This is a genomic window from Devosia alba, assembly GCF_039938915.1.
GTDB lineage: Bacteria > Pseudomonadota > Alphaproteobacteria > Rhizobiales > Devosiaceae > Devosia > Devosia alba.
Genome location: NZ_JBDUUI010000006.1, coordinates 194,621 through 220,798, shown reverse-complemented (window position 1 = coordinate 220,798; position 26,178 = coordinate 194,621). Strand labels below are relative to the sequence as shown.

Here is a 26,178-nt window from a genome sequence, read left to right as displayed (position 1 = left end):
TTATGTCGACGTTCGCACTAGGCTTTAGTGGCGCAGATGTAGATGACGTTGCAGTCTTCGGGATGGTCCTTGCCGTACTCATAGCAGGCCCGGCAGAATTCGGATTTCCAATCGCGCTGCTCGGCACCAACGCGCCCCCAGCCAAAGCCGCCCTCTTCCCATGGCCCGTTCTTGAGAAACCAATCAATCTGAGGCGTCGACATCATTTTGTAAAATACGCCGCCCGTGGCCACGATATTAAGGCCAGCCTTGCGGAAATCTTCCTTGAAGCTCTCCATCGTGTAGGAGCGCCTGTGACCCACAATATTGATATCGAATGGCGATAGTTCTTCGCAACTTTCAAGGGTTCCCATCAACACGGCGATCTTCCGGTTGACCGCGTGCGCATTAGGAACGTGGACGATGAGGACGCCGTCGTCTTCAAGAAAACTGGATGCCTTCTGCAACACCTGGATGGGATCTTCAACATGCTCCAAGACATTCAGCATAGTGACCGTGCTGAATCTCTCATCAATATTCAGGTCCTCTATTAGCGCGTGATGCATTTCCACCTGTGGCAGGCGCTTTTGGGCCTCTGCCAGGTGCTTGCTCGACGCGTCCACGCCGACGATGCGTTCAAAGCGGTGCGCCATTTTCTCGGTCAGGAAACCATCCCCGATTGGCATGTCGAGGAGCGATTCACCCCGCACATGATCCAGACATGACATCACCTGGTAATGGCCAAGATAGCTGTTGTAATCGCTGAAATTGACTGATCGTGCCCACGAGAAGCCCTCCTGCAAGGCAATTTCGTCGGCCGGCGTCGTCGTTTCTGGTTCTGCCATTATGCTCTTCCTCGGGTGATGATCGGGTCCAGCCCAACCAGAATCGAAATTTTTGGACTCCAGCCGAAATCTTTTCGTGCCCGCGTGTAGTCCATTCGGATGTTCGGAGCATGGTCGGCGATCTGCTGCTGGACAATTTTGCTTTTGGAGTGCGTTTTTTCTACGATAGCAGACGCAATATCCAAAGTGCTGGTTAGGTGGCCAGTCCCCACATTATAGTCTCCTGATGCATTTGAATTCGCGATGGCGACGAGCGCCGCTGTCAGATCGTCGATATGCAACAAGTCAAGTCGCGGAGACCCGTTAAGATATGCATGGGTGTGAATGGGCCCCCCAACTAGCGCCTTGTTGAGGAAATTGTAGATGAATTTGGGGCGGTCGCTTCCTAACCCGTAAACGGGTGAAGAACGCAGGATTGTCGCGTCGATTTGGTACAATAGCCGATAATGGCTGATCAATGCCTCGCACAGCATCTTGGCTTCGCCATATGGACCCTTGGGCAATATTGGTAGCGTCTCATCGGCGAGAAGGTCCGTCGAGCGATATCCTGAATAGACTTCCCATCCAGAAAGATAAACCAGCCGTAAGCCATTCTCTCGGCAAACGTCGAGGGCGTTCCGCAGCATTGTCACCGTATCGCCCGTTGCCCTAGCCGACGTATAGACACGCGGGTTTGCCAAGTGCACCAGAGTATTGATGCGATTTTCCTTAACAAGCAGGTCGAGCGCGAGAGCTCCCGCCGAAAGATCCGCATCCGCCCTACTTGGAGCGATATTGAAGGCAGCGCCCTTGAGCGCCTTCTGAAGCGCGGAGCCGATGAATCCGGCTCCCCCAGTGATCAGAACGCGCGGGCCGTCGACAGTGGGCACCGATCCCTGTTGCATCAACGCGGCACGAACGGCATTGAGAGGCTCAAGTTTGATTTCGTCCTCGCCGGTTGCACGGCGTACTTCGCGAACAGCGGCGTCGAATGGAATTGTCGTATGTCGGGACAGAATTCCCGCGGCGATGGAATTGCTGCGTGAAATTCCGTAGTCACAGCAGATGACGACCCTGTGGCCCCCGTTCAGCAGGGCGATGCCCTGGTCGATCTTGGAGCGGATTGCGTCCGTGTTGTTGCCGTGTTTGTCCACCAGGTCGCGCACGTCAACAATCTGGATGGTAGCATCGATATCCGACGATCCCGCAGCGGCGGTGCCGAGAAAAGGGGTAATCCAGCGGATCATGCCTTAACGCGCTCCGGCGCAACAAATGCCTCGGTCAATGACCGCAGATACCAGCCCTCTCTAGCGTTGACCCGCTGGATTGGGATTCCGTTGGCGAGATATTGGAGCAGCCAATGCAGCTCGTTGTGCCCGGCCATGGCCCTCAAGTAGGAAGAGGCGGACAGACGCGGATTGATCTCGAAAGGGACCAGAAGGCCATCGCGCAGCCGACCCTGAATATTGATTGGACCGCGGCTCCCAATGGCCAAAGCGATACGTTCAGCCTGTTGGCAAATGTCAGAGAATGCGCCGATATAGCCTTGAGTATATCCGCTTGAGATCAACCCACCACGCCCCCGCGACATCACGGATAACTTGCTGTCGAGACTGCGTCGCAGCGCAATTGAGGCGGCTACCGCCCCGTCTGGTGTCGACAACACGCCGACGGTAAATTCGCCGGTCTCGAGGCTGATATATTCCTGGGCAATAGCCACACCGCCGGTGCGGGCAATATACTCTGCGTAGATACGTGCCTCATCCAGATCGACCGCAAAAAATACCATTGCACTGCCGCCAGATCCGGTAGCGGGCTTGATGACGCAAGGCAGGCCGACAGCCAATATGTCCGCGTCCTCATGCACCTCGCGAGTCACGGGCACAGGTATATCCAATGAAGCCAATCGGCGGAAAGTTTCCGCCTTGTCAGAATAGATTCGAATGAGCTCGGGATCGTTGGCGATCAGCCCGATACCCGCTGCATCGAGCGCGGGCTTGGCCGCTGCCAGCAGCACCATGGGTTGTTCACCACCTGGCACCAGCCACTGAGCATCTGCCTGTTGGCAGGCCTCGACCACCGAGGCAATATAATTGTCTCGGTCGACCTGAAAGGTCTTTTCGAAGCGATCGTCATAGAGACCAAATGCCGTAGAGGAGATATCGCAGCCGAATATGCGGTAACCACCGGCAAGATGAAGAGACTTCATCAGCTCTGTCCCGAGGGAGGCGCCGCCTATGCCGGCGATCATTACATTAAGCGACGAAGTGGCCGTCATCGGGTGGCCGTCCTGACAACGCGCTCGATAATGGAGCAGACCTGCTGGATACTTTGCGTTTCCAAGTCGTGATAACTGGGCAGGTTGATGGCGCGCTCATAAAGTTCGTGGGCTATCCGGTTTTCCGGGTTATCTGGAAAATATGGCAACATGGAAAGTGGCCAGAAGAACACGCGACCATCAATTTCATCTTCCTTGAACTCGGCCAGCAGTTCTTCACGCGAGAATGGAACTGACTCATCTATGACGATGGTCGGCATCCAGTACCCATTGGTTGTTCCCTCAAACTCAGGATTCATGCTGAGTGGCAGGTGGGAAAGCCGGTTTTGGTATTCACCGAAAACCCGCCGTTTCCCCGCGATCAGTTCCTCTATCCGCTCTACCTGCGCGAGCCCGATAGCCGCCTGGATGTTGGACATCTTGTATTTGTAGCCCACCTCATCGGGCCAGAACTGCTTGGTTTGGCTGCGTGCCCTTCCGTGATTGGACAGCGTGAGGACCCTCTCATAGAGAGCGTCGTCATTGGTCACGAACATGCCACCTTCGCCGGTAGTTATGGTCTTGGTCCCATGGAAAGAAAATGTGCCAAACTTGCCCAGGGAGCCAGCTCGTTTCCCTAGCCACTGCGAGCCGATTGCTTCGGCCGCATCTTCGATCACGGGGATGCCGTGCCGTCGCCCGATATCCAGCAGCGCATCCATATCGCAGAGATTGCCATAGATATGGACAGCAATGATCGCCTTGGTGTGCGGGGTTATCGCTGCTTCCACCCTGGCTGGATCCAGACACCACGTGTCAGGCAGGATGTCGACGAGCACGGGGGTCGCCCCGAGATAGGTCACCGGCGCAACAGAGGCGATCCAGTTTATATCCGCCAGAATGACTTCGTCGCCCGGCCCGATATCCAGCGCCGCCAGGCCCAGATGAATGGCACCCGTACAACTCGAGGTGGCAATGGCGTGCTTGACGCCGAGATGCGCGGCGAAGGCCCGTTCGAACTTGCCGATATACTCGTAGCATTTCTCGCCCCAGCCATTCCTCGCAGCATCGGTGGCATAAGCCACTTCCAGGTCGGTAATCGAGGGCTTGGTATAGTGAATACGCGTCATGGCAACTGGCACTCTGCAAGTGTTGGAAGGTCGCGATCATTTGCGCCGATCATGGCAGGGTTTCCCATTGGCCAGGCAATATTCAGCGCCGGGTCGTCCCAGCGAATGCCGCGGCCCGAGCCAGGCTGGAACGGTACTGTCATGGCATAGAGCACCTCGCAATTGTCCTCCAGCGTCTGGAAGCCGTGGGCAAAGCCCTTGGGGATGTAGAGCTGCTTGTGGTTTCGCGCTGACAGCTCAACGCCAAACCACTGACCAAAGCAGGCAGAGCCCTGGCGGATATCGACGATGACGTCGAATATGGCGCCCTGGGTCACGCGGACCAGCTTGTCTTCCTCATGGGGCGCCGCCTGAAAATGCAGGCCACGCAAGGTACCTCTATGGGCATTGAACGAAACTGACTGTTGCACGAAGTTGCCGTTGAGCCCGTGCTCGGCAAAGGTCGTGCTGCAGGCCGTGCGGGCAAAAAAGCCCCGCTCATCGGCATGCGGCTCGATCTCGAGCACACAGGCGCCGGCCAGCGATGTTTCGGTGAACTTCACGGCACCACTTCCAGGGCCGGCACCGGCACCACGAACTGTCCGCCCCAACTGCGGATTTCCGCCATCTGCTCGATGATCTCGTTGCGGATGTTCCACGGCAGAATGAGCAGGTAGTCCGGCTGGCGCGTGGCGATTGCGTCGGGCGCCAGCACGGGAATGCGCGAACCCGGCAGCAGCCGCCCCTGCTTGGTCGGGTTCTTGTCCGCCACGAAAGCCACCATGTCGGGACGGATGCCGCAATAGTTGAGCAGGGTATTGCCCTTGGCTGCCGCGCCATAGGCCGCGACGGTCTTGCCGGCCGCGCCGGCTTCGATCAAAAATTTTAGCAGCGCCCGCTTGGTCTCGATTACCGCCTGGGCAAAGGCGTCAAATCGGGCGCCGCTGGCCAATCCCTCGGCCCGTTCCAGCTCAAGCATCTGCAGTACCGACGGGGCCGTCGCATGACCCGCTGCGGCATGACAGACGAAAACCCGCAGGCTGCCGCCATGGGTCGGAATGGTCTCGACGTCAAAAATGCGCAGACCGGCGCGGGCAAAGATCGGTTCCAGCGCGGTCAGCGAGAGATAGGTATAGTGCTCGTGATAGATGGTATCGAACTGGTTGAGTGTCAGCAGATTGAGCAGGTGCGGGAATTCGAGCGTAACGACGCCTTCGGGATTCAGCACCAACGGCATGCCGCCGACGAAGTCATTGATGTCGGGCACATGCGCCAGCACATTATTGCCCAGCAGCAGGTCCACCGTCCAGCCATCGGCCGCCAGCTGTGCGCCACTCTGCCGGCCAAAGAACATCTCCCGGGTCTCGACGCCCTTGAGCCGCGCTGCGGCGGCGGTATTGGCGGTGGGCTCGATACCGAGCGCGGGAATGCCGGCCTGAACGAAAAACTGCAGCAGATAGCCGTCATTGCTCGCCAGTTCCATCACCCGGCTTGAGGCGTTCAGCGCCAGCCTGGCGGTCATGGCCTCGACATAGCGGCGCGCATGCCCGACCCAGCCGCTGGAGAAGGACGAGAAATAGACATAGTCCTCGTGGAAATGGGCGCCCGAGTCCGGGCTGGATTCCAGCTGCACCAGCCAACAGCTTTCACAGACGCAAGCCTTGAGCGGATAGAACATCTCTCCCTTTGCCGCATCTTCGGCCCTGATGAAGGCGTTGGAGATCGGCGACAGGCCGAGGTCGCAGACCACCCGGGAAAGGGGGCTGCCGCAGGACATGCACATTGCAATGCTCATTGGAGATACTCGTCTATCTGGTCGACCATCAGGCTGGCCGCCGCTGCGGGCTCTTGCTCGACCGCCCGATACCATTCCGCCGTTTTCTGCACGGCCTCGTTCAATGTCCATCTGGACCGCCAGCGCAATGCCTGCCGCGCCCGGCTGGAGTCCAGATAGAGATAGGCTGCCTCGTGCGGCGCGGCCAGCACTGGACCGGTTTCGTGCCGCCAGCGGAGTTCGGGCCAGTGGCGCCCCAATCGGTCGAGCAGCTCGCCGACACTGACATTGTCGGCGCTGTCCGGGCCGAAATTGAAGGCGGAGGCAGCCGCCTGGTCACCCGCCCATAGGGCGCCGGCCAGGGTAAGGTAACCGGAAAGGCAATCGAGTACATGTTGCCAGGGCCGGGTGGCGAGTGGGTTTCTGACGACCAGTGGCTCGCCCGCCGCTGCCGCCCGAGCGGCGTCAGCCAGGATCCGGTCGGCGCTCCAGTCACCGCCGCCAATGACATTGCCGGCGCGGGCGGTGGCCAGCAGGGTGCCGGTGTCGCTAAAAAAACTCTTGCGGTAGCTCTGCGCCACCAGTTCGGTAGCCGCCTTGCTCGCGCTATAGGGATCGTGTCCGCCCAGCGGGTCGGTTTCGCGATAGCCCCATTCCCAAGCGCGGTTTTCGTAGCACTTGTCGGTGGTGACCACCACAATGGCCCGGATGCTGGCGACCGATCGCGCCGCTTCCAGCACATTGACCGTGCCCATGACATTGGTTGACCAGGTTTCGACGGGGTCGATATAGCTTTGCCTGACCAGTGCCTGCGCCGCCATGTGAATGACAATGTCTGGTTGCGCCTGATGCATCGCTCGGCTCAGGGTTTGGGCGTCGCGAATGTCAGCGAGGGTTTCCTGGGCAAGCAAGCCGCCGATATTGCCCAATGCGGCCAGGTTGGGTGTGCTGGCCGCGGGCAGGGCGTAACCGCAGACCTCTGCGCCAAGTCGACGGAGAAGCGCGGTTGTCCAGCCGCCCTTGAAACCGGTGTGGCCTGTCAGAAAGACGCGCCGGCCAGCCAGACTGGCCAAGGATGAGTGGGAAGAGGTCAAGCCCAGGCCTTCCACGGCGCCTTGCCGCTCGTCCAGAGCTCTTCAAGCATCATTTTTTCCCGCAACGTGTCCATCGGCTGCCAGAACCCGGAATGTCGATAGGCCTCGAACTGGCCCGCATTGGCCAGGGTCTGCAAGGGTGCACCCTCCCAGGACGAGGAATCGCCATCAATGGCGTCAATGACCTTGGGCGACAGGACAAAGTAACCACCATTGATCCAGCCGCCGTCGCCCTGGGGCTTTTCGATGAAGCCGCGAATGGCCGTGCCGTTCATGTCGAGGGCACCATAGCGGCCGGGTGGCTGCACCGCTGTCACGGTCGCAAGTTTACCATGCGCCTTGTGAAAGGCGATCTGGGCGGTGATGTCGATATCGGCCAGGCCATCGCCATAGGTGAAGCAGAACGCTTCCTCATCCTTGACATAGTCGCGGACGCGCCGCAGTCGCCCGCCGGTCATGGTATTCTCGCCGGTATCGACCAGCGTCACCCGCCATGGCTCGGCATAACGCTGATGCACCAGCATTTCATTGTTCTGCATGTCGAAGGTAACGTCCGACATATGCAGGAAATAATTGGCGAAATATTCCTTGATTATGTAGCCCTTGTAGCCACAGCAGATCACGAAATCGGTAATGCCATGGGCACCGAAGATTTTCATGATGTGCCACAGGATCGGGCGTCCACCGATCTCGACCATCGGCTTTGGCCTGATGCTGGTCTCCTCGGAGATCCGGGTGCCAAGCCCGCCTGCTAATATGACCGCTTTCAAAATTACCTCGGTATCTGTCTGTGGCGACAAGGGGCTCGTTTTCGGGGGGGGGGGGGGTATTAGTTCAATCCCCTCCGCTGATTAGGCGACAATATCCTCGTAGCTGCCAATGCGCTTCACGCTGCCGCCTTCGATTTCCACCAGCCAGTCACAGTTCCTCAGTGTGCTCAAGCGATGGGCCACCATGATGATTGTCACATTTGGCCCAAGTGACTCAATGGCTGCGATGAGAGCGCTTTCGGTTTTGTTGTCCAAAGCGCTGGTTGCCTCATCAAGAATGATCAAATCAGCTCTCTTGTACAGTGCACGAGCGACGCCAATACGCTGACGCTGGCCGCCCGAGATTCGAACGCCGCGCTCACCCACCCTCGTATTGTAGCCGTCCGGCCAACTCTCGATGGTGTCAGCGATCTGCGCTGATGTCGCCGACGCATGCAATCGCTCGATGTCGATCTGTTCTCGCGGGAAGCCGAAGGCTATATTTTCCGCGATGGTGCCATCTGAGAGGTAGATTGCTTGCGGCACATGCGCCACTTGGCGCCGCCACGAAACCTGCCGCTCTTCTGTTATCTCGACGCCGTCGACCAGCAGCCTGCCGCCTGTGGGACTGAGCAAGCCCATTATGACGTCCAGTGTCGTGCTTTTGCCACCGCCCGTCGCGCCGTACAAACCGATGCGGCTACCCTTGGCAATCGTCAGATCCACGTTGTGCAGAGCCGGCGCAGATGTGGTTGGGTATTGAAACTCAACCCCTTTCAGCTGGATGTTGTGTTCAAAGCTGACCAACTCGGCCGATTGGACCGGCTCATCAGGCTGATCAAGGAGTTCGATGACTTCGCGCAGGGACGCTTCTGTGCCGCGTATCGTGGCAATGGCAGCGTAGCTTTGCTGCAACATGGGCAATAAGCGCTGGGCCCCAAGTGCCAGGACACCAAGCGTCGGGATGGCCGAACCAGCGCCGCCGTTTGGTCCCATCAGTAGGAACGCGAGTGTTGCAATCAGAACCATGCCCAGGGTCTCCACAATGAACCGAGGCGATCCGGCAATGACAGCGTTGCGAGCAAGCGCTGCCTTGATCGGGCGGTCTGCAGCCCGAAACACCTGGACGTAGACGTTCTGCGTTCCGTCGATCAGAACGTCGCGGATCCCACCCAGCCCCTCCTGCAGGGCCTTTGTCACCTGAGTCGACTGGCGGGCGATCGTTTCGCCATTCTGCTTCAACTGCTTTCGAACCGTCAGGGTGATGATGGTATAAACCAAAGTAAATGTGCCGCCAGTGATGCCGGCAACCATCGGGTCGGTAACAAAAAGAGTGATGAGAATGCTGGTGCCGATCAAGGTGGATGTCATCAGGACGAGTAGTTGAGAAACAACATTCGTTGTTACGGCCAGGGTCTTATGAATAACGCCGTCAATCAGCGAACTCGAACTCCTCTGCAATTGTACAGAGTATGGCTGGTACAAGCATTTTCGATAGGTCTGCTCGCTCAATTCGGCGGCTAGCCCAAATGTGTATTTATTGTTTGCCATGAGAACGACAAACCGCACCACGCCTGCGGCCAGCGACGCGACAATGAATGACGCAAGGGCCGCAAACGCCAGATCAGAATTGTCGGAGATATTCAGGAAGTCGGCAAAACGGCGAATAAGGCCATGGCTGAGGGCCTGCTCCGGAGTGGTGAGAAGCATGAGCAGGGGAAACAGCATCGCAAGGCTGGCAACCTCGGCGACTGACGCGATCAACGACAAACCTACAAGCACGAAAAACTGCATGCGGCGACGGTGCGATAGCCTCTGCCAGAAGGCGTGGATCGCCCTGCTCATTCCGCGCGCAACTGGCGAGATATCATTGCTCGACACTAAAATCCTCAATCAGTTCCATTCCGGCACGAGCTTAGTGTGCCTGACTCGGGATATAGTAATCTGCGAGCCCAAGGGGAGGTTGTGGTCTACCCTCCGGGCACCGCAAGCGTCCAGTCCAAACATGGTCAGCTGTGAATGACCGGCAGGGTGCGTCGGTCCTGCGAAAAGGCGCCTCGCCGGCACCTACGAGCGCCCTAACCCTGCCCGCCGACGTCACGCGGCCGCCGGCTTTTCAATAAGCTTGAACAGGCACAGCCGGGCCCGTGGCTCATCCTGAGCCTCCACCGCCGCCATGAGCTCGTCAAAAGCTGCCTCGATGGAGATCGCGTTCTCCTTCGGCGACCGACGAATCTTTGGATGGTCGGTCGTCTCGACCGCACTCTCGTCGTAGAAAAGCTCCTCGAACATCTTCTCACCCGGCCGCTTGCCGGTGACGACAATCTCGATGTCTCCTTCGGGATGATTGGCATCTCGCACAGTCAGCCCAGCCAGCTGGATCATATTCTCCGCAAGATCGCGGATCAGCATCGGCTTGCCCATGTCGAGCAGGAAGATGTCGCCACCCTGGGACAAGGCCCCCGCCTGGACGATCAGTTCAGACGCCTCATGAATGGACATGAAGTAACGGGTCATGGTTGGATCGGTCAGGGTGACGGGGCCACCCTTGGCGATCTGTTCCTTGAACAGCGGTACCACCGACCCGTTGGAGCCCAGTACGTTGCCGAAACGTACCGCGGCAAAGCGCTGGCCGGTGCCGGCTGCGGCGGCCTCCGCTGCTTTTTGCGCCACCAGCAGTTCGGCCCAGCGCTTGGTCGCCCCCATCACATTGGTCGGCCGCACCGCCTTGTCCGACGAGATCAGCACGAAATTGGCGACACCGCCGGCGTAAGCCGCATCCAATACCATCTTGGTGCCCAGCACATTGTTGCGGATACCCTCGAGAGCATTGGCCTCAATCAGGGGCACGTGCTTGTGCGCTGCAGCGTGGAACACCACGTCGGGAGCGTGATCAGCCATAGCCCGTTCGACAAGCTGCGGGTTGACGATTGACCCCAGAATGGGAACCACGGTGACAGTTTGGTCGGCGCAGAGTTCGCGTTCAATCTTGTAGAGCGCAAATTCATTGGCTTCGAACAGGATCAGGCTCTTGGGCGCGAGCTTGACGATCAACCGGCACAATTCCGAGCCGATGGAGCCGCCGGCCCCGGTCACCATGACAGCTTTCCCTTCGATCATCGAGCGCAGCAGCTTGGGTTCCGGTGGTACCGATGAGCGGCCCAGCAATTCGTCGATGTCAATCTCGCGAATCTGGGTGACCAGGTAGCGGCCGTCAACGAGGTCGGTAATGGGCGGGATGGTCCTGATCTTGATCCCTTGCCCACCAATGTAGGCGACAATTTCCCGGCGTCGGGCGGCGGTAAGGTTGGGAATGGACAGGATGACTTCCTGGACGCCGTACTGCTCGGTCAGCATGCCGATATCTGTCGGTGGAAACACCCTGATGCTGGCGACGTCACGGCCATGCAACGTCCTGTTGTCATCGAGAAAACCAACAATGCGGTGATTACCCTGGCGACGCAGTGCATTGGCCAGTTGGGCCCCGGCCTCGCCGGCACCATAGATGGCAATGGGCTTGTTCTGCAGCCGGTTGCTGCCATTGGGCCAAAGCAGCTTTTTGGCGATGAAGCGGCTGCCACCAATGGCGATGGTGGACAGCGCCCAATAGAGTATTGGCACCGAACGGGGCACGACAAAGCTGACGGTGATCTGCGAGAGAAAGATCACCACGACCCAGCACAGCGTTGCCAGCGTGGTTGCCCGCAGGATGGTCCACAGCGCCCGCTCCGGCAGGTATCGAATGACAGCCCGATATAGCCCCAGGCGAACAAATATTGGGATCGCCACCAGCGGCGCGGACAGGATAATAAGGAAATCGAGCGGTCGGGTCGGCGGAGACCACTGTCCGTAGCGCAGTGCAAAACTCATCCACAGGCTGGCAGAGAGCGCAAAAATGTCAAAGCTCAGCATGACGACACGCTTCCAATGCCGGGGTAAACCTGCAAGCGTTGAAATAAGACGCATCATGGTGAGCAGTACTCTGGTTGAAGACTATGACCGATTGCCCGGTCTAAACGCGCGGGAGTGTTCGCAGATCCGCACCAATATTTCCTACCGCGCACCGAGGTGCGCCCTGTCTCGGTAAACGGAATAAACTAGTGTGTGCAAGCCCTAAACGTCTGACACCAGGGAAGGCTGTGGATCTTGGCAGTCGCTTGACGCTGTGGTCCTACTAGTGACACATACAAGCCGTTTTACCCGTGCAACAGGATGGCTTGCTTGAGTACGTTTCTGTTGTTTGTGATCGCCCTCCTGCTCGGCTCGGCGATAACGCGGCTGCTCATTGCGTGGGCGCCCAGGCTTGGGCTCGTGCAGGCTCCCAACGAACGGTCCTCGCACATCGTGCCGACGCCGACCGGTGGCGGGGCGGCGGTGGCTGTGTCTGTCGTCGGCTGCGCCCTTGCGCTTGTATTGCTGGGGCAGTTTCCACTCCGTGCCGCTCTATGGCTGGCTCTCGGCAGCGTTATTGCGGGTCTGGGCATTGCTGACGACGTCTGGGACCTCAGTCCTGCCATCCGTCTGATCATGCAGATCGTTGTCGTATCAGCTACCGTCGCCTTGGCGTGGCCACTACCCGAACTGCAGTTCTGGTTTTATCAACTGAGTGCGGCCGCGCTCGGCGTTTTCCTCGTCGTCGCCTGTCTGTGGTGGATCAACTTGTTCAATTTCATGGACGGCATTGATGGCTTGGCCGGTAGCCAGGCCATACTGATCCTGGCCGGCGCATTGGGTCTGTGGTTCTCGGCCGAGGGCGGCGTGATCGGGCAGCCGGTCTGGCTGCTCGGGGTCGCCACAGTCGGGGCCTCCACCGGTTTTCTCCTCAGCAACTGGCCGCCCGCCCGCATCTTCATGGGTGATGCCGGCTCCAACTTCCTCGCGTTCGTCATCCTCGTGGTGATGCTAACCCTGGTTGGCCGTGGCATTTTGGGCTATGGCGCAGTCTTGGCTATGGCGGCCGTCTTCATCAGCGATGCCACCGTCACCCTTGTCCGCCGGGCGGCGCGTGGCGAGAGACCTTGGGCTGCGCACCGGCAGCACGCTTACCAGCGCCTGTCCCGGCGATTCGGCCATCGGCCCGTTGCCATTGTCTATGGCGTTGCCACCCTGCTGTGGGCGCTGCCTCTAGCTGTGCTAGCTGTGCAGTTGCCGGATTTCGAGTGGATCCTGGCTGCGGCGGCAGTGCTGCCGCTGGCGATAGCTGTCCTAGCGGCCGGGGCTGGGGCGCGAGAAGAAATGTCTGCTGCGCGCCCGACGTTGTAAGGTCCGTACTCCCCCGGCGAAGTGGGACTGGCAATTGACCATGCCTTGGCGCCAAGCTCTGCGGTCTGGATATTCACAGCGACCTCACGGCAGCTGCATCTAGCCTTGTCGCAGTCGCATTCCCCTGTAAAGAGCAATAAGGGCGCTGCCTTTTGGGGAGTGGTGCGCTAAAGCAAGCTGCCTTTCAGCCAACACCAAGTATTGGGTTAACAGCCATGTCGAATTCCAAAGTAGCCTTGATCACCGGCGTCACCGGCCAGGATGGCGCCTATCTGGCGCGCCTGCTGCTGGAAAAGGGCTATGAGGTCCATGGGCTCAAGCGTCGGTCCTCGTCCTTCAATACGGGGCGGATCGAGGACATCTATCAGGACCCCCATGATGTCGATCCCAAGCTGATCCTGCACTATGGCGACATGACGGATTCGACCAACCTGATCCGCGTAATTCAGGAAACGCGTCCGGACGAAATCTACAACCTGGCGGCGCAGAGCCATGTTCAGGTCTCATTCGAAACGCCTGAATATACTGCCAATGCCGACGGCATTGGTGCGCTTCGAATGCTTGAGGCTATGCGCATACTGGGAATGGAAAAGAGTTCGCGCTTCTATCAGGCGTCGACGTCCGAGCTCTACGGCCTGGTCCAGGAAACACCGCAGCGCGAGACCACGCCGTTCTATCCGCGCTCTCCCTATGCTGCGGCCAAGCTCTATGCCTATTGGATCGTCGTCAACTATCGCGAAGCCTATGGCATGCATGCCTCCAACGGCATCCTGTTCAACCATGAAAGCCCACTGCGTGGTGAGACCTTTGTGACGCGCAAGATCACCCGTGCCGTTGCTGCCATCAAGCTGGGCAAGCAGCAGTGCCTCTATCTGGGCAATCTCGATGCCAAGCGCGACTGGGGTCACGCGCGCGAATATGTCGAGGGCATGTGGCTGATGTTGCAGCAGGAAATCCCCGATGACTATGTTCTGGCCACCGGGGTGACGACGCCGGTGCGCGACTTTGTGACCTGGAGCTTTGAAGAAGCCGGCATCATGCTCGACTGGCAAGGAACAGGCCTAGAGGAGCGCGGCGTTGATCGCGCCACTGGCGAACTGCGCGTAGCGGTCGATCCAAGGTATTTCCGACCCACCGAAGTGGAACTGCTGCTGGGTGACGCAAGCAAGGCCAAACAGCAGCTTGGCTGGAGCCCATCGATCACGGTCCAGCAACTGGCTGCAGAAATGGTACGGGCCGATCTAGAGGTCATGCAGAGCTCGATGGTGATGAAGGAAGCCTGACATGTACGACCTGGCAGGAAAGAAGGTCTGGGTCGCCGGTCACCGCGGCATGGTTGGCAGCGCTCTGGTGCGACGACTGGCTTCGGAAGCCTGCGAGGTCATCACGGCCGGCCGCGACCGCGTCGATCTCAAACGACAATCGCAAGTCGAGGATTTTCTAGCCGAAGCCCGCCCCGATGCCATCGTCATGGCGGCGGCAAAGGTCGGTGGTATCCTGGCCAATGAGACATTGCCGGCAGAGTTTCTCTACGACAATCTGATCATCGAAGCCAATATCACCCAGGCCGCGCATGAAAACGGCGTGGATCGGATGCTGTTCTTGGGGTCAAGCTGCATCTATCCAAAGATGGCACCCCAGCCGATCCAGGAGAGCGCGCTGCTGACCGGGCCGCTCGAACCCACCAATGAATGGTATGCCATTGCCAAGATCGCCGGCATCAAATTGGCGCAGGCCTATCGCAAGCAATATGGCCGGGACTACATTTCTGCCATGCCGACCAACCTTTACGGCACTGGCGACAATTTTGACCTGACTTCCAGCCATGTGCTGCCGGCCCTGATCCGCAAGACGCATGAAGCCAAAATTGCGGGCAGCGAGACGGTGACGATCTGGGGATCGGGGACGCCGCGCCGTGAGTTTCTGCATGCCGATGACTGTGCCGACGCGCTGGTGTTCCTGTTGAAAAACTATTCAGGTCACGAGCACGTCAATGTTGGATCAGGGGAAGACATCTCGATTCTCGAGCTGGCACAACTGGTGTCAACGGTCGTCGGCTACCAAGGCGAAATCATCCGAGATACCTCCAAGCCGGATGGTACGCCACGCAAGCTGATGGATGCCAGTGTGATACGCGGCTTGGGCTGGTCACCCAGGATCGGCCTCGAGCAGGGCATTGCCGATACATATAAATGGTTCCTGGAGAACATGCATTCACCGGTTGGCGCGACCGGTTGACATACCGCACAGCTTGCCGACACCGCGTCAGCATATCTGTAGCCGTAGCGCCTCGCCAGAGTGGCGCAGTACCACTTGGGAAGGAACCGAGTCGTGGCCAACATGATGACGGCCGGCTGCCGGATTTGGGGCGCCGAATCGGAGCTTTTTGAGAGGTGCGTGACCATCACGATCTCTCCCCTGCGCCCTCCTGCATGGACGTCACAATGTAGAGCTACAGTTCTATCGTCATCAGCAGATCCAATGGGCCGATGTTCACTTCATCCAACCCGCCCGAAATCATCCTCGATGCGTACAATATCGTCTTCGCCCAGATAGGAACCAGTCTGGACCTCGATCAGCTCGAGCTCGATTTTGCCGGGATTGGCGAGCCGGTGCACGCACCCCAGTGGCAAGTAGATGGACTGGTTTTCGCTCAACGTCGACACAATGCCATCGATAGTCACCTCGGCAGTGCCTTTGACGACGATCCAATGCTCGGAGCGATGGTGGTGTTTTTGCAGCGAGAGCTTCTTGCCCGATTTGACGAATAGCCGCTTCACCTGAAACCTGTCACCCATCAGTACCGATGAATATCCGCCCCATGGCCGGTAACTGGTCTTGTGGATCTCTGTCAGAGCCTGCGTGGCAGGGTCGGCCCTGAGCGACTTCACCAATGCGCCGACCCTTTGCGCCTGGGACAGGCGGCCAACGAAGATTGCATCTTCGCTGGCAATGATGGCGATGTCGTCCAATCCCTCGACAACAACATGGGCTCCATTTGTCATCACCATGGAGTTGGTGGTGTTCGACAATAGCGCTGGCCCGAGCAGGACATTGCCTGCTGCGTCAGCCTGGTGCGCCTTCCACACCGCGTCCCACGACCCAAGGTCGGACCAGGCGAAGCTGACGGGCAATACCGCCGCTTTGCTGGTCTTTTCAAAGATGGCGTAGTCAACGGAAATGTTTGGTGCCAGCTCGAACGCGCCTGCGTCCAGCCGAACAAAGTCCAGATCGACCCGTGCCAATTCGACCGCCCGCCGCGCCGCTTCTGCCGTTTCAGGCGCCAGGGTCTCGCACTCGGCAATAAAAGTCCTGGCATCAATCATGAACATGCCCGAATTCCACACGTAGCTGCCATCGGCGAGGAAAGCCTCGGCCTTGGCCAGGTCGGGCTTCTCCACGAAGCGGCCAACCTTGCTGGCGCCGCGACCGAGTGCCTCGCCGACGGCGATGTAACCGTACCCCGTCTCGGGGGCGGCAGGCACAATGCCGAAGGTCACCAGCCACCCGTCGCGGGCGACGGCTTCGGCCGTTTTGACGGCGTCATAATAGGCTCCGTCAGTTGTGATGGCATGATCGGAGGCGAGAATGTGAAGCACTGCATCTTCGTTCTGGCTGAGCGCGTATTGGGCCGCAGATGCGATTGCGACGGCGGTATTGCGCGCTGCTGGCTCGAGCAGAATGGCCCCGAGCGCAATGCCGGCTTCCTGGGCCTGCTCGGCAACAACGAAGCGGTATTGTTCATTGGTCAGGACGATGGGTGCATCATACTGCTCCAGTCCGCCCAATCTCTCCAGGGTCTGCTGGAACAGCGAACGGTTGCCCATCAACTCGATGAACTGCTTGGGGCGTGTTGCCCGTGACATTGGCCACAGACGAGTGCCCTGACCACCGGCGAGGATAACGGGAACAATTCTGGTCGACATGAGGCCTCAACTGCCTTGCGTGGATACGAAGAACACCAGAGGCTATATCGCAACCACGCGCGCTCGCATCGTGTTCACCAAGACATCCCCCAGATTGCCGTCTCTCTAGCTGACATTGTGGCGCTACGCAAAAAATCCAGCGCTGCAAGCTGTGTGTGGCTCAACGTCTTAACCCTTGGAACAGGACGCACGAATTTTGGTGAGCGCGGATGGTGCGTTGGGCAAAATAGATGCAGAAGCCTATCGGCCCGGTCCCCGACCTTCTGAAGTTTGACGCTCGAAGACCCTGCGATAACCGACCAGCCACAACCACGGTGCCACAGCCATATGTTTCGCTGAACGGAATGCGCCGCAGCACCATGTGCGCTATCTCCTCGGAAATGGCATGCTGGGGTAGTGCCCTATGCACGGGAGGAAAAACAATAATGCAGACCAAAATGAAAGCCGTGGGCGCCGCAGTGGTGGCAGCCTTGCTGATCTCGACGAGCAGCGCGCCTGCTGTGTCGCAGGAGGCCTATCCAGCCGACACGGTGACCATGATCGTGCCCTATGCGGCCGGTGGCGCTGGTGACATCGTCGGGCGTCTGGTGGCCGATGAACTCAGCCGACGCCTCGGGGTGAACGTCGTCGTCGAGAACATCGGCGGCGCCAGCGGCACGATCGGCGCAGAGCAGGCGTCGCGCGCGCCTGCCGATGGCAGCACCTTGCTGCTGGCAGGCAATGCCATCTTCACCACGGCCCCCCATCTTGCCGATGTCGGCTTCGAGCCCTTCGAGGACTTTGTCGCAATCGCCAATATCAGCGAGGCGGTGCGCATGCTGGTGGCGTCAAAATCCCTGCCGGTCACGACCGTCGAAGAGTTTGTCGCCTATGGCAAGGAACATCCCGGCGAGTTGAACTATGGCTCGGTCGGCGTCGGTTCGACCGGCCATGTGGCGACGGTGGACATGCTCAGCGCCATGGGCCTTGAGGCGACCCATATTCCCTACAAGGGTGCTGCGGACGTGGTGCAGGCGGTGCTTGCCGGCGACGTGCAGTTCATGATGGATGCCGCTGCAGTGCCGCAGGCACGGCAGGACACAGTCACTGCGCTGGCCGTTCCCGGCGGCGAACAACTGCCTGAATTCCCCGATGTTCCCGCGCTCGCTTCCGTCGGTTACAACAGCATCAGCGGCACTGGCTGGCAGATGATCATGGGGCCGGCAGGCATGCCGGCAGAAGTCGTGAGCCGGGTCGAGACCGCGCTCAAGGACGCCAGCGCCGATGCCGAGTTCATCGACAAGCTGACCAAGGCAGGCGTTTCACCGCGGTTCATGGGCAGTGCCGAACTCGACGCCGCACTGCGGGCGGACTTTGAGCGCTTCGACGAGATATTGACCGGGCTGGGCCTGGCCAAATAATCACGCGCCATATGACGGCCGGCAGCACCAGAACCATGCTGCCGGCCGACGCTTTTCCATGTCCTGCAGATGCATATCGAGGTAGATAATGGCTGGCCTGAGTTCCGAGCTTGCCGATTGGGCAATCGGCTTTTCGCTGGACGCGGCTCCGGCCGAGGTCATTCACAATACGCGGCTGCGGCTGCTCGACGTGGTGGGCGTCATGATCGCTTCCGACAGCCATCCCAGCGTGGCTTCGGCACGCCGCGCCGTCGCTGACGCCGATGCCGGGGGGCGGGGCGCCCATGCCATGATGGACAAGCAACAAACCGCGCCTGCCAGCGCCGCCTTCATCAATGGCGTGGCCGCGGCGGTGCTCGAATTCGACGATACTCACCTTGCCACCAATATTCATGCCACCTGCGCCGTCGCCGCGGCGGCCCTGCCGATAGCCCAGGCCGGCGCCATGTCCGGGCGGGCGCTGCTGGAGGCGCTGCTCGTTGGCTCAGAGATCGTCTGCCGGCTCGGCATGGTCACCCCGGTGCGCATGCACGAAATGGGCTTTCACCCCACCAGCGTTTATGGCGTCTTTGCCGCCGCCTATGCCGTAGCACGGTTGCGCCAACTGCCGCGCCAGCAGATGGCCGATGCCGTGGGCACGGCCGCCAGCCTGTCGGCGGGGTCGATCGCCTCGTTCGAGGATGGCACCTCGACCAAGACCATGCATGTGGGCTTTGCTGCGTCCGCCGCCGTGCGCGCGGTCGCGCTGGCCAAGCACGGCATTTCGGGCCCGGCTACGGTGTTCGAGGGCCGTTTCGGCTGGTATCGCAGCCATGTGCAGGCGGCCGAGAGCTTCGATTTCGCGGCGCTGACCCGGGAACTGGGTTCGCGCTGGGAGGTGCTCAACATCGCCCCCAAGCTCTATCCCTGCGCCTATACCTTGATGCCATTCATTTCCGCAGCGCTGGCACTGCGCGAGCAATATGGCGTGGATCCGGCAGCGGTGAAGGAAATCCGCTGCGAGATCATGCCGCGCTCGTTCCGTACGGTATGCGAGCCGGTGCAAGACAAGCGGCGGCCCCGCACCTCCTGGCACGGCCGCATCAGCCTGCAGCACACCGTGGCTGAGGCGCTGGCCCTGGGGCGCTTCGACAAGTCCGCCTATGCCGAAGCGAGCCTGCGCGATCCGGTCATCAACCTGCTGGCCGACAAGGTTACCTATCTGCCCGATCCCATCGCCGCAGCCGACACCAGTCGCTCCCGGGGCGTGGTGACGGTCGAACTGGCCGACGGGCGGGTGCTCACCCACACGGTGGAAGATATGTTGGGCACGGCGCGCAATCCGGCCAGCGAGGCAGTCTATATCGAAAAGTTCCGCTCCAATATCGATGGCCTCCTCGCCCCTGACCTGGCCGACGAGCTCATCGACGGCCTGCTGCGCATGGATGAAATTGCCGACGTCGAGGCTCTGCTGGCGCCGCTGCGGCGCTAGGCGCAGCGCAGAGACCAGATTCACGGAGCAGACCTCGTCCTGGGCTTGTCGAAGGGCAAGGTCATGGCACACGGGTCTCCAAGCGCCCGATCGCGTGGTTCCACAGGCTCACCATCAGGACTGCCTGGACCCATCACCAAACGCGACGCGCTCTGAACACGCCGCAATCTGTCAGGAACGCCCACGCAAAAAAGCTACGCCGCAACACTGTCGCGGCGTAGCTTCTTTTGCGGTTGGCATTGGTGGTTAGTCTGTTGCTTCGGCCCGGCCGCGGCGGACGAAGGAAGTGGTCGTGGCGAGGAGCACCGCCACCCCGATGAGCACCAGCACCAGGCTGATCGGGCGCTCGAGGAATACCAGAGGATCGCCACGCGACAGGGTCATGGCGCGACGGAAGTTCTCCTCAAACATCGGGCCCAGGATGAAGCCGAGAATGAACAGCGCCGGATTGCAGCCTGCCGCCTTGAGCAGGTAGCCAAGCACGCCGAAGAAGACGAGGGAATAGATGTCGAAGGCCGACGAACTGAGGGTGAATACCCCAACACAGGCAAAGGCCAGCACGAAGACGTAGAGCCAGTGATAGGGGACCCGCAGCAGCCGGACCCACAGGCCGATCAGCGGCAGGTTGAGAACGACCAGCAACAGGTTGCCGACCCACATCGAGACAATCAGCCCCCAGAACAGCTGCGGGTGATCGCCCATCATGCGCGGACCGGGCTGGACGCCGTGGATCATGAAGGCCCCCAGCATCAGCGCCATGGTCGGACTGCCGGGGACGCCCAACAGCAGCGTCGGAATGAACGCGGTCTGGGAGGCGGCGTTGTTGGCGGCCTCGGGGGCCGCGACGCCTTCGACGGCGCCAAGGCCGAAGCGCTCCGGTTGCCTGGAGACGCTTTTTTCCATCATGTAGGCGGTGAAGGAGCTCATGGCGAGGCCGGCGCCGGGCAGCACGCCCAGCAAGGAACCGAGCCCGGTGCCCCGCAGCACGGCGGGCCAGGAGCGCCGGAAGTCGTCGCGGGTCGGCCAGAGCCGGCCGATCTTGCTTGAGGCCACGGCCTCACCCTGTGGTTCGCCGATATTGCCGATGATCTCGGCCACGGCAAAAAGGCCCACGGCCAGGACAGCGAATTCAACGCCATCGCGCAGTTCGGGAATGCCGAAGGTAAAGCGGAACATGCCGGTTGAAACGTCCGAGCCCGCGGTGCCAAAGACCATGCCCAGCAAGGCAACGCCGATCCCCTTGATCACGCCGCCGCGCGTCATCGCTGCGGTGCTGAGCAGTGCTACAAAGACCAGGGCGGCATATTCGGCAGCGCCGAACCGCATGGCGATGCCGGCAAGGGGTGGCCCGGCCAGCGCGATCAGCAGTGTGCCCACGGTGCCGGCGAAGAACGAGCCCAGCGCTGCAACCGCGAGCGCGGCGCCGGCGCGTCCCTGCCGCGCCATCTGGTGCCCATCGATGCAGGTCACGGCCGAGGATGCCTCGCCGGGTAGATTGACCAGAATGGAGGTGGTGGAGCCACCATAGGCAGCGCCGTAGAAAATGCCCGCAAGCATGATGATTGATGCTTCGGGCGTGAGGCCAAAAGTCAGCGGCAACAGCAGCGAGATCGTGATGATGGGGCCAACACCCGGCAAGACGCCAATGGCGGTTCCCAGGGTGACGCCCAACAGGCAGTACATCAGGTTGACCGGCGTCACCGCCACCTGCAGGCCCATGGCCAGCGAGGAAATGAGGTCCATGTTCAGAATCTCCAGGCGACGAGGCGGAACGGGATGCCCAGGCCAAGGTAAAAGATGGCGACGATGAGTGCGGCTACGGCCAGCAGGACACCGAGCAACTCGCGTTTGCGACCGCTCTCATCGGCGAACCAGCTGATGCCGACCAGCGCCGCCAGCGATGGCAGCAGTCCAACGCGGTCGATCAGCAGCCCAAACGCCAGAATGGCGCTCAGAATGAACAACAGCGGCCGTGTCTCCCGGCGAGAAAAAGCCGAGACGACCTGCTGCCCCTTGCGGCGAGCGGCGCTGGTCTGCACCAGTTGCACAAGGCCCATGGCGAACAGGCCCGCGCCAACCAGCATGGGCATGGCGCCCGAACCCAGCGCGGCCAGGGTGCCAAAGCCATAGCTATAGCCGATGGCCAGGGCGAGTGTGCCAAAGACGAGGAAGATCAAGGCGGCGAGGAGGTCGGAATGTATGGTCATGGCTCGGCAGTTCGTTGGGTGGTGATCGATTTCTGACGTTACTTGGTCGCCGAGTCGACACCCAACCCTCGCGGCAGGAGGGCTGGGGAACAAGGTGGATCAGCCGCAGTTTCGGCTGGCGGAATGACCGGCGCCGTTCGGCGCTCGCGTTTCATCCTGCGAAAACGCGAGATGCGCCGATATGCGGTCGCGTCGCAAAGTGATAGCGGGGCTGGAGAAGCAAGGAGGGGCGAGTTTGCGTGTCGTTCAAATTACCCGGCCAGGTGGGCCGGAAGTCCTCGACATCGTCGAGCGGGCGGTCCCTGTACCCGGTCCGGGCGAAGTGCTGCTGGAGGTCTATGCCGCCAGCGTGAACCGTCCCGATATCCAGCAACGGCGCGGACTCTATCCCCCGCCGCCGGGTGTGACCGATATCCCTGGGCTCGACGCCGCGGGAAGGGTAGCCGCTATCGGCGAAGGGGTCGATTCGCCCAAGGTGGGGGATTTCGTGTGTGCGCTGACCAATGGCGGCGCCTATGCGGATTTCGTGGTCGTCCCGGCGGTGCAATGCATGCCGATACCAGCCGGCCTCAGCTTCATTGAGGCGGCTTCCCTCCCTGAGGCCTTCTTTACGGCGTGGAACAATATCATCTGGCTTGGCCGGTTGGCCGAGGGGGAGACGCTGCTGATCCAGGGCGGCACGAGCGGCGTCGGCATGGCCGGCATCCAGATGGCCAAGCTGCTGCGCGGCGCCCGCGTCTTCGCCACTGCGGGCAGTGCCGAAAAGCGCGCAGCCTGTTTTGAGCTAGGCGCTGACGCCGTGTTCGACTATCGGCAGGATTGGGCCGATGCCATCCGGCAGCATGCCGGCGAGCATTGCCTCGACGTGGCTCTCGATGCGCAGGCCGGCCCCTATGTGCAGCAACAACTGGATTTGATGGCCCCCGATGGCCGGCTGGTTTTCATCGCCAGCCACCAGGGCGCCACGGCGGAGGTCAATATCCGCGATCTCGTGCGTCGCCGGCTGACCCTGACCGGCTCGACGCTGCGACCGCGACCCGCGGCCTATAAGGGTCGGATCGCCAAGGCTTTGGTGGAAGCGGCCTGGCCGCTGCTGACGGACGGACGGATGGTCACCCGGATTCACGCCGTTTTCCCGCTCGAAGAGGTGCGGCAGGCCCACGCCCTGCTCGACGCCAATGAACAGCTGGGGAAGGTCGTCCTGGCGGTCAGTGCGGATCATGCAGCCGAGCGCCCCTAGGGCGCGTCAGGCGATGGAGCCGAACTCCGTTACATCGACCGACATGTTCTTCGACAGTCGGTCGAGGTCATCGGATATGGCGATCGCGGCTGACTGCAGAATGGGCGCGAACCGCTCGCAGGCCTCAAGCTCGGAAGCGAAGGCGGACTTGAAGTAGGTCAGGCCAAGGCTTGCGAGAACGCGTCCTTCGTGGCTGATGATCGGCACTGCAATGGTGTTGGAGTTGCGCGGCTCGACCATTGAGGAGCGGGTTGCGTAGCCAACCTTGCGGATATGTGCCAGCAATCGCCTGATCTGGTCGGGATGGTGGCTCAACCCGTCCTCGGGGTCGTCGGATTTCATCAGCACGTCGAGGATCAGGTCGAACTCTTCGCTTTCGATAAAGGCGGCATAGGCCAGTCCCAGGCCTCGGGTCAGCATTTGCAGGCGCATGTTGACCGTGCTGTGAAATGGCGAAACCGGACTGTCGGGCACCGTGCTGAAGCGCACCACCATGCTGTCATAGGCGGGCAGGGCGATGGCAATGGGCCACTTGTGCTTGCGGGTGATGGCGAGGGCCCAGGCGCGACCTGCCTCCACGACGAGAGGCCCCTTGTGATATCCCGAGCTGAGCGAGGTCACCATGGCGCTGACCTGATATCCGCCCTGGCGGGAGTCGTTCTCGACGTAACCTGCCTCCTCGAGCGTCTTGAGGATGCGGACAAGAGTGGGCTTGGGCAGGCCCGTTCGGGCATGCAACTGCGCGATCGTGTTTATCGGCTGTTGGTTCAATTCCAGCAGGACATTCAAACAGCGTTCGATCGATCTGATACCCACCGGCACCCCTCCCTGAGAGACTGCAATTCGTTTCGTAGCACGAAACAGGGCGGACTATAGGTTGAGACGCGCCAGCGTCAACCACTATGCCGAACCGGTACAATGCGGGAGAGCATAATGGCGACGAGCGAGCAGAACCGGGAAGAAGCGCGACGCCTCATGGCGGGGGTCGATGAGGACCTTGCTGCGAGGTTGCTCAGGGGCGCGATCGACCTTCATGTCCATTCCGGCCCATCCACGATGCCGCGCCAGCTTGACCATTTGCAGGCGGCCGAGGAGGCCATCGCGGCCGGTATGCGCGGCGTGCTGTTCAAGGATCACCACTATTCCGCAGCGCCGTTCATTCCGTTGATGGAACGACTGATTGCCAATCCGGACTTCTCGATGTTCAGCGGCCTGGTGCTCAACAATTCCACGGGCGGCTTCAACCCTTATGTGGTCGATGCGCAGCTAAAGATGGGCGCCAAGCTGATCTGGATGCCAACGGCGCAGGCCGCCAATCACATCAGAAGTTCACATCGCAAGTCGCGGCTCGTGTCCAATGTCCAGTTGATGGCTTCGCCGGCTCTGACCGTGGTCGATGAACTCGGCAACATTCTGGATTCGGTGAAGCAGATACTCGACAAGGTCGCCGAGTTCGACGTGATCCTGTCGTCGGGGCACCTGCATGTCTGGGAAATCTGGAAGCTGTTTGACGAGGCGCGCAGTCGTGGCATCAAGCGCCTGCTGATCAACCATCCGATGTATGGACTGCACTTCACCTATGCCGACATTGCCGACTTCGCCAAATTGGGGGTGATCGTCGAACAGTCGGCGGCGATGTATGTCGACTCGCGCTTCAACGTGTATTCGCCCCAGGAGCTCAAGGAGCATATCGAGGCAGCGGGCGTCGCGAATTCATCCATCGGCTCGGATCTCGGCCAGGTCGATAATCCAACGCCGGTCGAGGGTATGCGGCAGGCCATCAAGCTATGCCTGGCCCTGGGCTTCAGCGAGGCCGATGTGCGCACCATGGTCGCGGACAATCCCGCGCGCCTCGTTGGCCTGGCACCCTGACATCAGCCAACTCAGCGCCTCCCTACCAATCAATAAGAACAGCCGGGATGCATCAAGCATCCCGGCTTTTTGAGATCTCGGGAGAGGGCTGCTTCGTCTCAGGGTGTCGGCATGGGATAGTCGTCGGCGTTCAACACCCAGCCAGGCTTGGCCGAAAAATCCAGGCGCGGTGGCGAGAAGATATCGACGAGCTGGTTGACGTCGGGACCCTCGGCGGTCGTCGTGTGGATTGAGGGCGGCGGGATCACGCAGACCGACGGTGACTCGCAATAGAGGTGCTCGTCTTCGCGCCAGACATTCATGTTGGTCGTCCACGGCCAGCGCAGATGGTGGGTGAAGGCGCCGCTGAGTGCCAGTGAACACTGCTCGAAATCATCATGGTGGTGCGGTGAGACATTGTCACGGGCCCGCGGACCGATGCGGGGGGTGAGGAAGTTCACCATGAAGGTGGTGCAACGGTAGATGCGGCCGAAGCGGGAAGGATCCTCCGGCACATCCAGTGTGTACCACCGCAGTTTCAAGCCGCCAGCCGGTTCGGGCCAGGGCTGGAACGGCGGCACGTTCGGATGCACCTGCCGAAATGCCTCAGCGTTCGAAGCTGCGTTGGCCATGTCCTCCGATTTTGGCGTCAGAAGCCGGATGATCGTGCCTGGGGTCAACATGCGGATGGTGCTGTTGCCCGGTGGGATAAAGACCACGGAATATCCCGGAACGACCTCGGTACCGGCGTCGGTCGTGATCTCGACCCGCGTTTCTGCCTCGGGGATGATGACGGCATATTCATCGGGCTGCGCGCTGCGCACAAAGGCACCGTCCTGCAGGCCCTTGCTATAGGCCACGACGAAATTCTGCCCGCGGCTGATCCAGGTCTCGCTACTGGCGTCCCTGACCTGGGGCTCGGTTCCGTAAAAGAGGGCCAGCTGGGAACCAAAAAAGCTTGTGTGCACCCAGTTGGCCTCAGGCTTTGGCCCGCTTCCGGCCAGAGTGGATCGGGGATCGCTAGCGGTATACATG

22 protein-coding genes are annotated in these 26,178 nt (G+C 60.4%); 7 read left to right on the top strand and 15 right to left on the bottom strand.

The annotated features are described in order from the left end of the window. Nucleotides 1-17 precede the first annotated feature (17 nt). From ABFY71_RS11295 to ABFY71_RS11250, 10 genes are all read right to left on the bottom strand, one after another. On the bottom strand, nt 18-824 hold the full coding sequence (locus ABFY71_RS11295; protein ID WP_347946081.1) for a class I SAM-dependent methyltransferase: 807 nt from the start codon (nt 822-824) through the stop codon (nt 18-20). Next, nucleotides 824-2,050 (bottom strand): NAD-dependent epimerase/dehydratase family protein, encoded by a 1,227-nt coding sequence (locus ABFY71_RS11290; RefSeq protein WP_347946080.1) that lies wholly within the window; start codon nt 2,048-2,050, stop codon nt 824-826. Before ABFY71_RS11290 ends, ABFY71_RS11295 begins: the two co-directional genes overlap by 1 nt. After that, on the bottom strand, nt 2,047-3,081 hold the full coding sequence (locus tag ABFY71_RS11285) for an ATP-grasp domain-containing protein (protein ID WP_347946079.1): 1,035 nt from the start codon (nt 3,079-3,081) through the stop codon (nt 2,047-2,049). The genes ABFY71_RS11290 and ABFY71_RS11285 overlap by 4 nt, the downstream gene beginning before the upstream one ends. Next, a complete protein-coding gene (locus tag ABFY71_RS11280; RefSeq protein ID WP_347946078.1) occupies nt 3,078-4,190 on the bottom strand; it encodes a DegT/DnrJ/EryC1/StrS family aminotransferase in 1,113 nt (370 codons plus the stop codon). The genes ABFY71_RS11285 and ABFY71_RS11280 overlap by 4 nt, the downstream gene beginning before the upstream one ends. Beyond that, complete coding sequence (gene rfbC / locus ABFY71_RS11275; RefSeq protein ID WP_347946077.1) at nt 4,187-4,732, bottom strand: dTDP-4-dehydrorhamnose 3,5-epimerase; 546 nt, start codon at nt 4,730-4,732, stop codon at nt 4,187-4,189. The genes ABFY71_RS11280 and rfbC overlap by 4 nt, the downstream gene beginning before the upstream one ends. Then, nucleotides 4,729-5,964: a methyltransferase domain-containing protein gene (locus ABFY71_RS11270; protein WP_347946076.1), complete on the bottom strand. Its 1,236-nt coding sequence runs from the start codon at nt 5,962-5,964 to the stop codon at nt 4,729-4,731. The genes rfbC and ABFY71_RS11270 overlap by 4 nt, the downstream gene beginning before the upstream one ends. After that, on the bottom strand, nt 5,961-7,037 hold the full coding sequence (gene rfbG, locus ABFY71_RS11265; RefSeq protein WP_347946075.1) for a CDP-glucose 4,6-dehydratase: 1,077 nt from the start codon (nt 7,035-7,037) through the stop codon (nt 5,961-5,963). Before rfbG ends, ABFY71_RS11270 begins: the two co-directional genes overlap by 4 nt. Beyond that, a complete protein-coding gene (gene rfbF, locus ABFY71_RS11260) occupies nt 7,034-7,807 on the bottom strand; it encodes a glucose-1-phosphate cytidylyltransferase (RefSeq protein WP_347946074.1) in 774 nt (257 codons plus the stop codon). Before rfbF ends, rfbG begins: the two co-directional genes overlap by 4 nt. An 81-nt stretch (nt 7,808-7,888) precedes the next feature. After that, nucleotides 7,889-9,667 (bottom strand): ABC transporter ATP-binding protein, encoded by a 1,779-nt coding sequence (locus ABFY71_RS11255; protein WP_347946073.1) that lies wholly within the window; start codon nt 9,665-9,667, stop codon nt 7,889-7,891. A gap of 216 nt (nt 9,668-9,883) precedes the next feature. Then, on the bottom strand, nt 9,884-11,698 hold the full coding sequence (locus ABFY71_RS11250; RefSeq protein ID WP_347946072.1) for a polysaccharide biosynthesis protein: 1,815 nt from the start codon (nt 11,696-11,698) through the stop codon (nt 9,884-9,886). Nucleotides 11,699-12,028: 330 nt separating this feature from the next. Here ABFY71_RS11250 and ABFY71_RS11245 point away from each other — a divergent pair, with 330 nt between their 5' ends. The 3 genes from ABFY71_RS11245 to fcl all read left to right on the top strand — a co-directional run bounded on the left by ABFY71_RS11245 (nt 12,029) and on the right by fcl (nt 15,286). Beyond that, the gene (locus ABFY71_RS11245) at nt 12,029-13,048 is read left to right on the top strand and encodes an MraY family glycosyltransferase (RefSeq protein WP_347946115.1); all 1,020 of its coding nucleotides are present in this window, start codon (nt 12,029-12,031) and stop codon (nt 13,046-13,048) included. A gap of 215 nt (nt 13,049-13,263) precedes the next feature. Beyond that, nucleotides 13,264-14,331: a GDP-mannose 4,6-dehydratase gene (gmd, locus tag ABFY71_RS11240; protein WP_347946071.1), complete on the top strand. Its 1,068-nt coding sequence runs from the start codon at nt 13,264-13,266 to the stop codon at nt 14,329-14,331. 1 nt (nt 14,332) lies between these two features. Further along, a complete protein-coding gene (fcl, locus tag ABFY71_RS11235) occupies nt 14,333-15,286 on the top strand; it encodes a GDP-L-fucose synthase (RefSeq protein ID WP_347946070.1) in 954 nt (317 codons plus the stop codon). Nucleotides 15,287-15,546: 260 nt separating this feature from the next. Here the strand turns inward: fcl and ABFY71_RS11230 are convergent, their stop codons facing one another. Next, nucleotides 15,547-16,974, bottom strand: a complete 1,428-nt coding sequence (locus tag ABFY71_RS11230; RefSeq protein WP_347946069.1) for a mannose-1-phosphate guanylyltransferase/mannose-6-phosphate isomerase — start codon at nt 16,972-16,974, stop codon at nt 15,547-15,549. 425 nt (nt 16,975-17,399) lie between these two features. Here ABFY71_RS11230 and ABFY71_RS11225 point away from each other — a divergent pair, with 425 nt between their 5' ends. Continuing rightward, nucleotides 17,400-18,374 (top strand): Bug family tripartite tricarboxylate transporter substrate binding protein, encoded by a 975-nt coding sequence (locus ABFY71_RS11225; protein ID WP_347946068.1) that lies wholly within the window; start codon nt 17,400-17,402, stop codon nt 18,372-18,374. 88 nt (nt 18,375-18,462) lie between these two features. Then, the gene (locus ABFY71_RS11220; protein ID WP_347946067.1) at nt 18,463-19,845 is read left to right on the top strand and encodes an MmgE/PrpD family protein; all 1,383 of its coding nucleotides are present in this window, start codon (nt 18,463-18,465) and stop codon (nt 19,843-19,845) included. 246 nt (nt 19,846-20,091) lie between these two features. Here the strand turns inward: ABFY71_RS11220 and ABFY71_RS11215 are convergent, their stop codons facing one another. After that, nucleotides 20,092-21,588: a tripartite tricarboxylate transporter permease gene (locus ABFY71_RS11215; protein WP_347946066.1), complete on the bottom strand. Its 1,497-nt coding sequence runs from the start codon at nt 21,586-21,588 to the stop codon at nt 20,092-20,094. 2 nt (nt 21,589-21,590) lie between these two features. Further along, nucleotides 21,591-22,052, bottom strand: coding sequence for a tripartite tricarboxylate transporter TctB family protein (locus ABFY71_RS11210; protein WP_347946065.1), 462 nt, complete (start codon nt 22,050-22,052; stop codon nt 21,591-21,593). Nucleotides 22,053-22,287: 235 nt separating this feature from the next. Here ABFY71_RS11210 and ABFY71_RS11205 point away from each other — a divergent pair, with 235 nt between their 5' ends. Then, nucleotides 22,288-23,292: an NAD(P)H-quinone oxidoreductase gene (locus ABFY71_RS11205; RefSeq protein WP_347946064.1), complete on the top strand. Its 1,005-nt coding sequence runs from the start codon at nt 22,288-22,290 to the stop codon at nt 23,290-23,292. Between the two features lie 6 nt (nt 23,293-23,298). On the opposite strand, the gene ABFY71_RS11200 is transcribed toward ABFY71_RS11205, so the two are convergent. After that, on the bottom strand, nt 23,299-24,108 hold the full coding sequence (locus tag ABFY71_RS11200) for a helix-turn-helix domain-containing protein (protein WP_347946063.1): 810 nt from the start codon (nt 24,106-24,108) through the stop codon (nt 23,299-23,301). A gap of 117 nt (nt 24,109-24,225) precedes the next feature. Between ABFY71_RS11200 and ABFY71_RS11195 the strand changes: the two genes are divergently transcribed. After that, nucleotides 24,226-25,164, top strand: a complete 939-nt coding sequence (locus tag ABFY71_RS11195; RefSeq protein ID WP_347946062.1) for a DUF6282 family protein — start codon at nt 24,226-24,228, stop codon at nt 25,162-25,164. Between the two features lie 98 nt (nt 25,165-25,262). On the opposite strand, the gene ABFY71_RS11190 is transcribed toward ABFY71_RS11195, so the two are convergent. Further along, nucleotides 25,263-26,177, bottom strand: a complete 915-nt coding sequence (locus ABFY71_RS11190; protein ID WP_347946061.1) for a cupin domain-containing protein — start codon at nt 26,175-26,177, stop codon at nt 25,263-25,265. Nucleotide 26,178 lies beyond the last annotated feature (1 nt).

What these genes read in the sequence shown, in the direction of transcription:
- ABFY71_RS11295 (WP_347946081.1), bottom strand. Translation starts at nt 824, where the DNA reads ATGGCAGAACCAGAAACGACGACGCCGGCCGACGAAATTGCCTTGCAG.
- ABFY71_RS11290 (WP_347946080.1), bottom strand. Translation starts at nt 2,050, where the DNA reads ATGATCCGCTGGATTACCCCTTTTCTCGGCACCGCCGCTGCGGGATCG.
- ABFY71_RS11285 (WP_347946079.1), bottom strand. Translation starts at nt 3,081, where the DNA reads ATGACGGCCACTTCGTCGCTTAATGTAATGATCGCCGGCATAGGCGGC.
- ABFY71_RS11280 (WP_347946078.1), bottom strand. Translation starts at nt 4,190, where the DNA reads ATGACGCGTATTCACTATACCAAGCCCTCGATTACCGACCTGGAAGTG.
- ABFY71_RS11270 (WP_347946076.1), bottom strand. Translation starts at nt 5,964, where the DNA reads ATGAGCATTGCAATGTGCATGTCCTGCGGCAGCCCCCTTTCCCGGGTG.
- ABFY71_RS11250 (WP_347946072.1), bottom strand. Translation starts at nt 11,698, where the DNA reads ATGCTGAGCTTTGACATTTTTGCGCTCTCTGCCAGCCTGTGGATGAGT.
- gmd (WP_347946071.1), top strand. Translation starts at nt 13,264, where the DNA reads ATGTCGAATTCCAAAGTAGCCTTGATCACCGGCGTCACCGGCCAGGAT.
- fcl (WP_347946070.1), top strand. Translation starts at nt 14,333, where the DNA reads ATGTACGACCTGGCAGGAAAGAAGGTCTGGGTCGCCGGTCACCGCGGC.
- ABFY71_RS11230 (WP_347946069.1), bottom strand. Translation starts at nt 16,974, where the DNA reads ATGTCGACCAGAATTGTTCCCGTTATCCTCGCCGGTGGTCAGGGCACT.
- ABFY71_RS11225 (WP_347946068.1), top strand. Translation starts at nt 17,400, where the DNA reads ATGCAGACCAAAATGAAAGCCGTGGGCGCCGCAGTGGTGGCAGCCTTG.
- ABFY71_RS11220 (WP_347946067.1), top strand. Translation starts at nt 18,463, where the DNA reads ATGGCTGGCCTGAGTTCCGAGCTTGCCGATTGGGCAATCGGCTTTTCG.
- ABFY71_RS11215 (WP_347946066.1), bottom strand. Translation starts at nt 21,588, where the DNA reads ATGGACCTCATTTCCTCGCTGGCCATGGGCCTGCAGGTGGCGGTGACG.
- ABFY71_RS11210 (WP_347946065.1), bottom strand. Translation starts at nt 22,052, where the DNA reads ATGACCATACATTCCGACCTCCTCGCCGCCTTGATCTTCCTCGTCTTT.
- ABFY71_RS11195 (WP_347946062.1), top strand. Translation starts at nt 24,226, where the DNA reads ATGGCGACGAGCGAGCAGAACCGGGAAGAAGCGCGACGCCTCATGGCG.
- ABFY71_RS11190 (WP_347946061.1), bottom strand. Translation starts at nt 26,177, where the DNA reads ATGTATACCGCTAGCGATCCCCGATCCACTCTGGCCGGAAGCGGGCCA.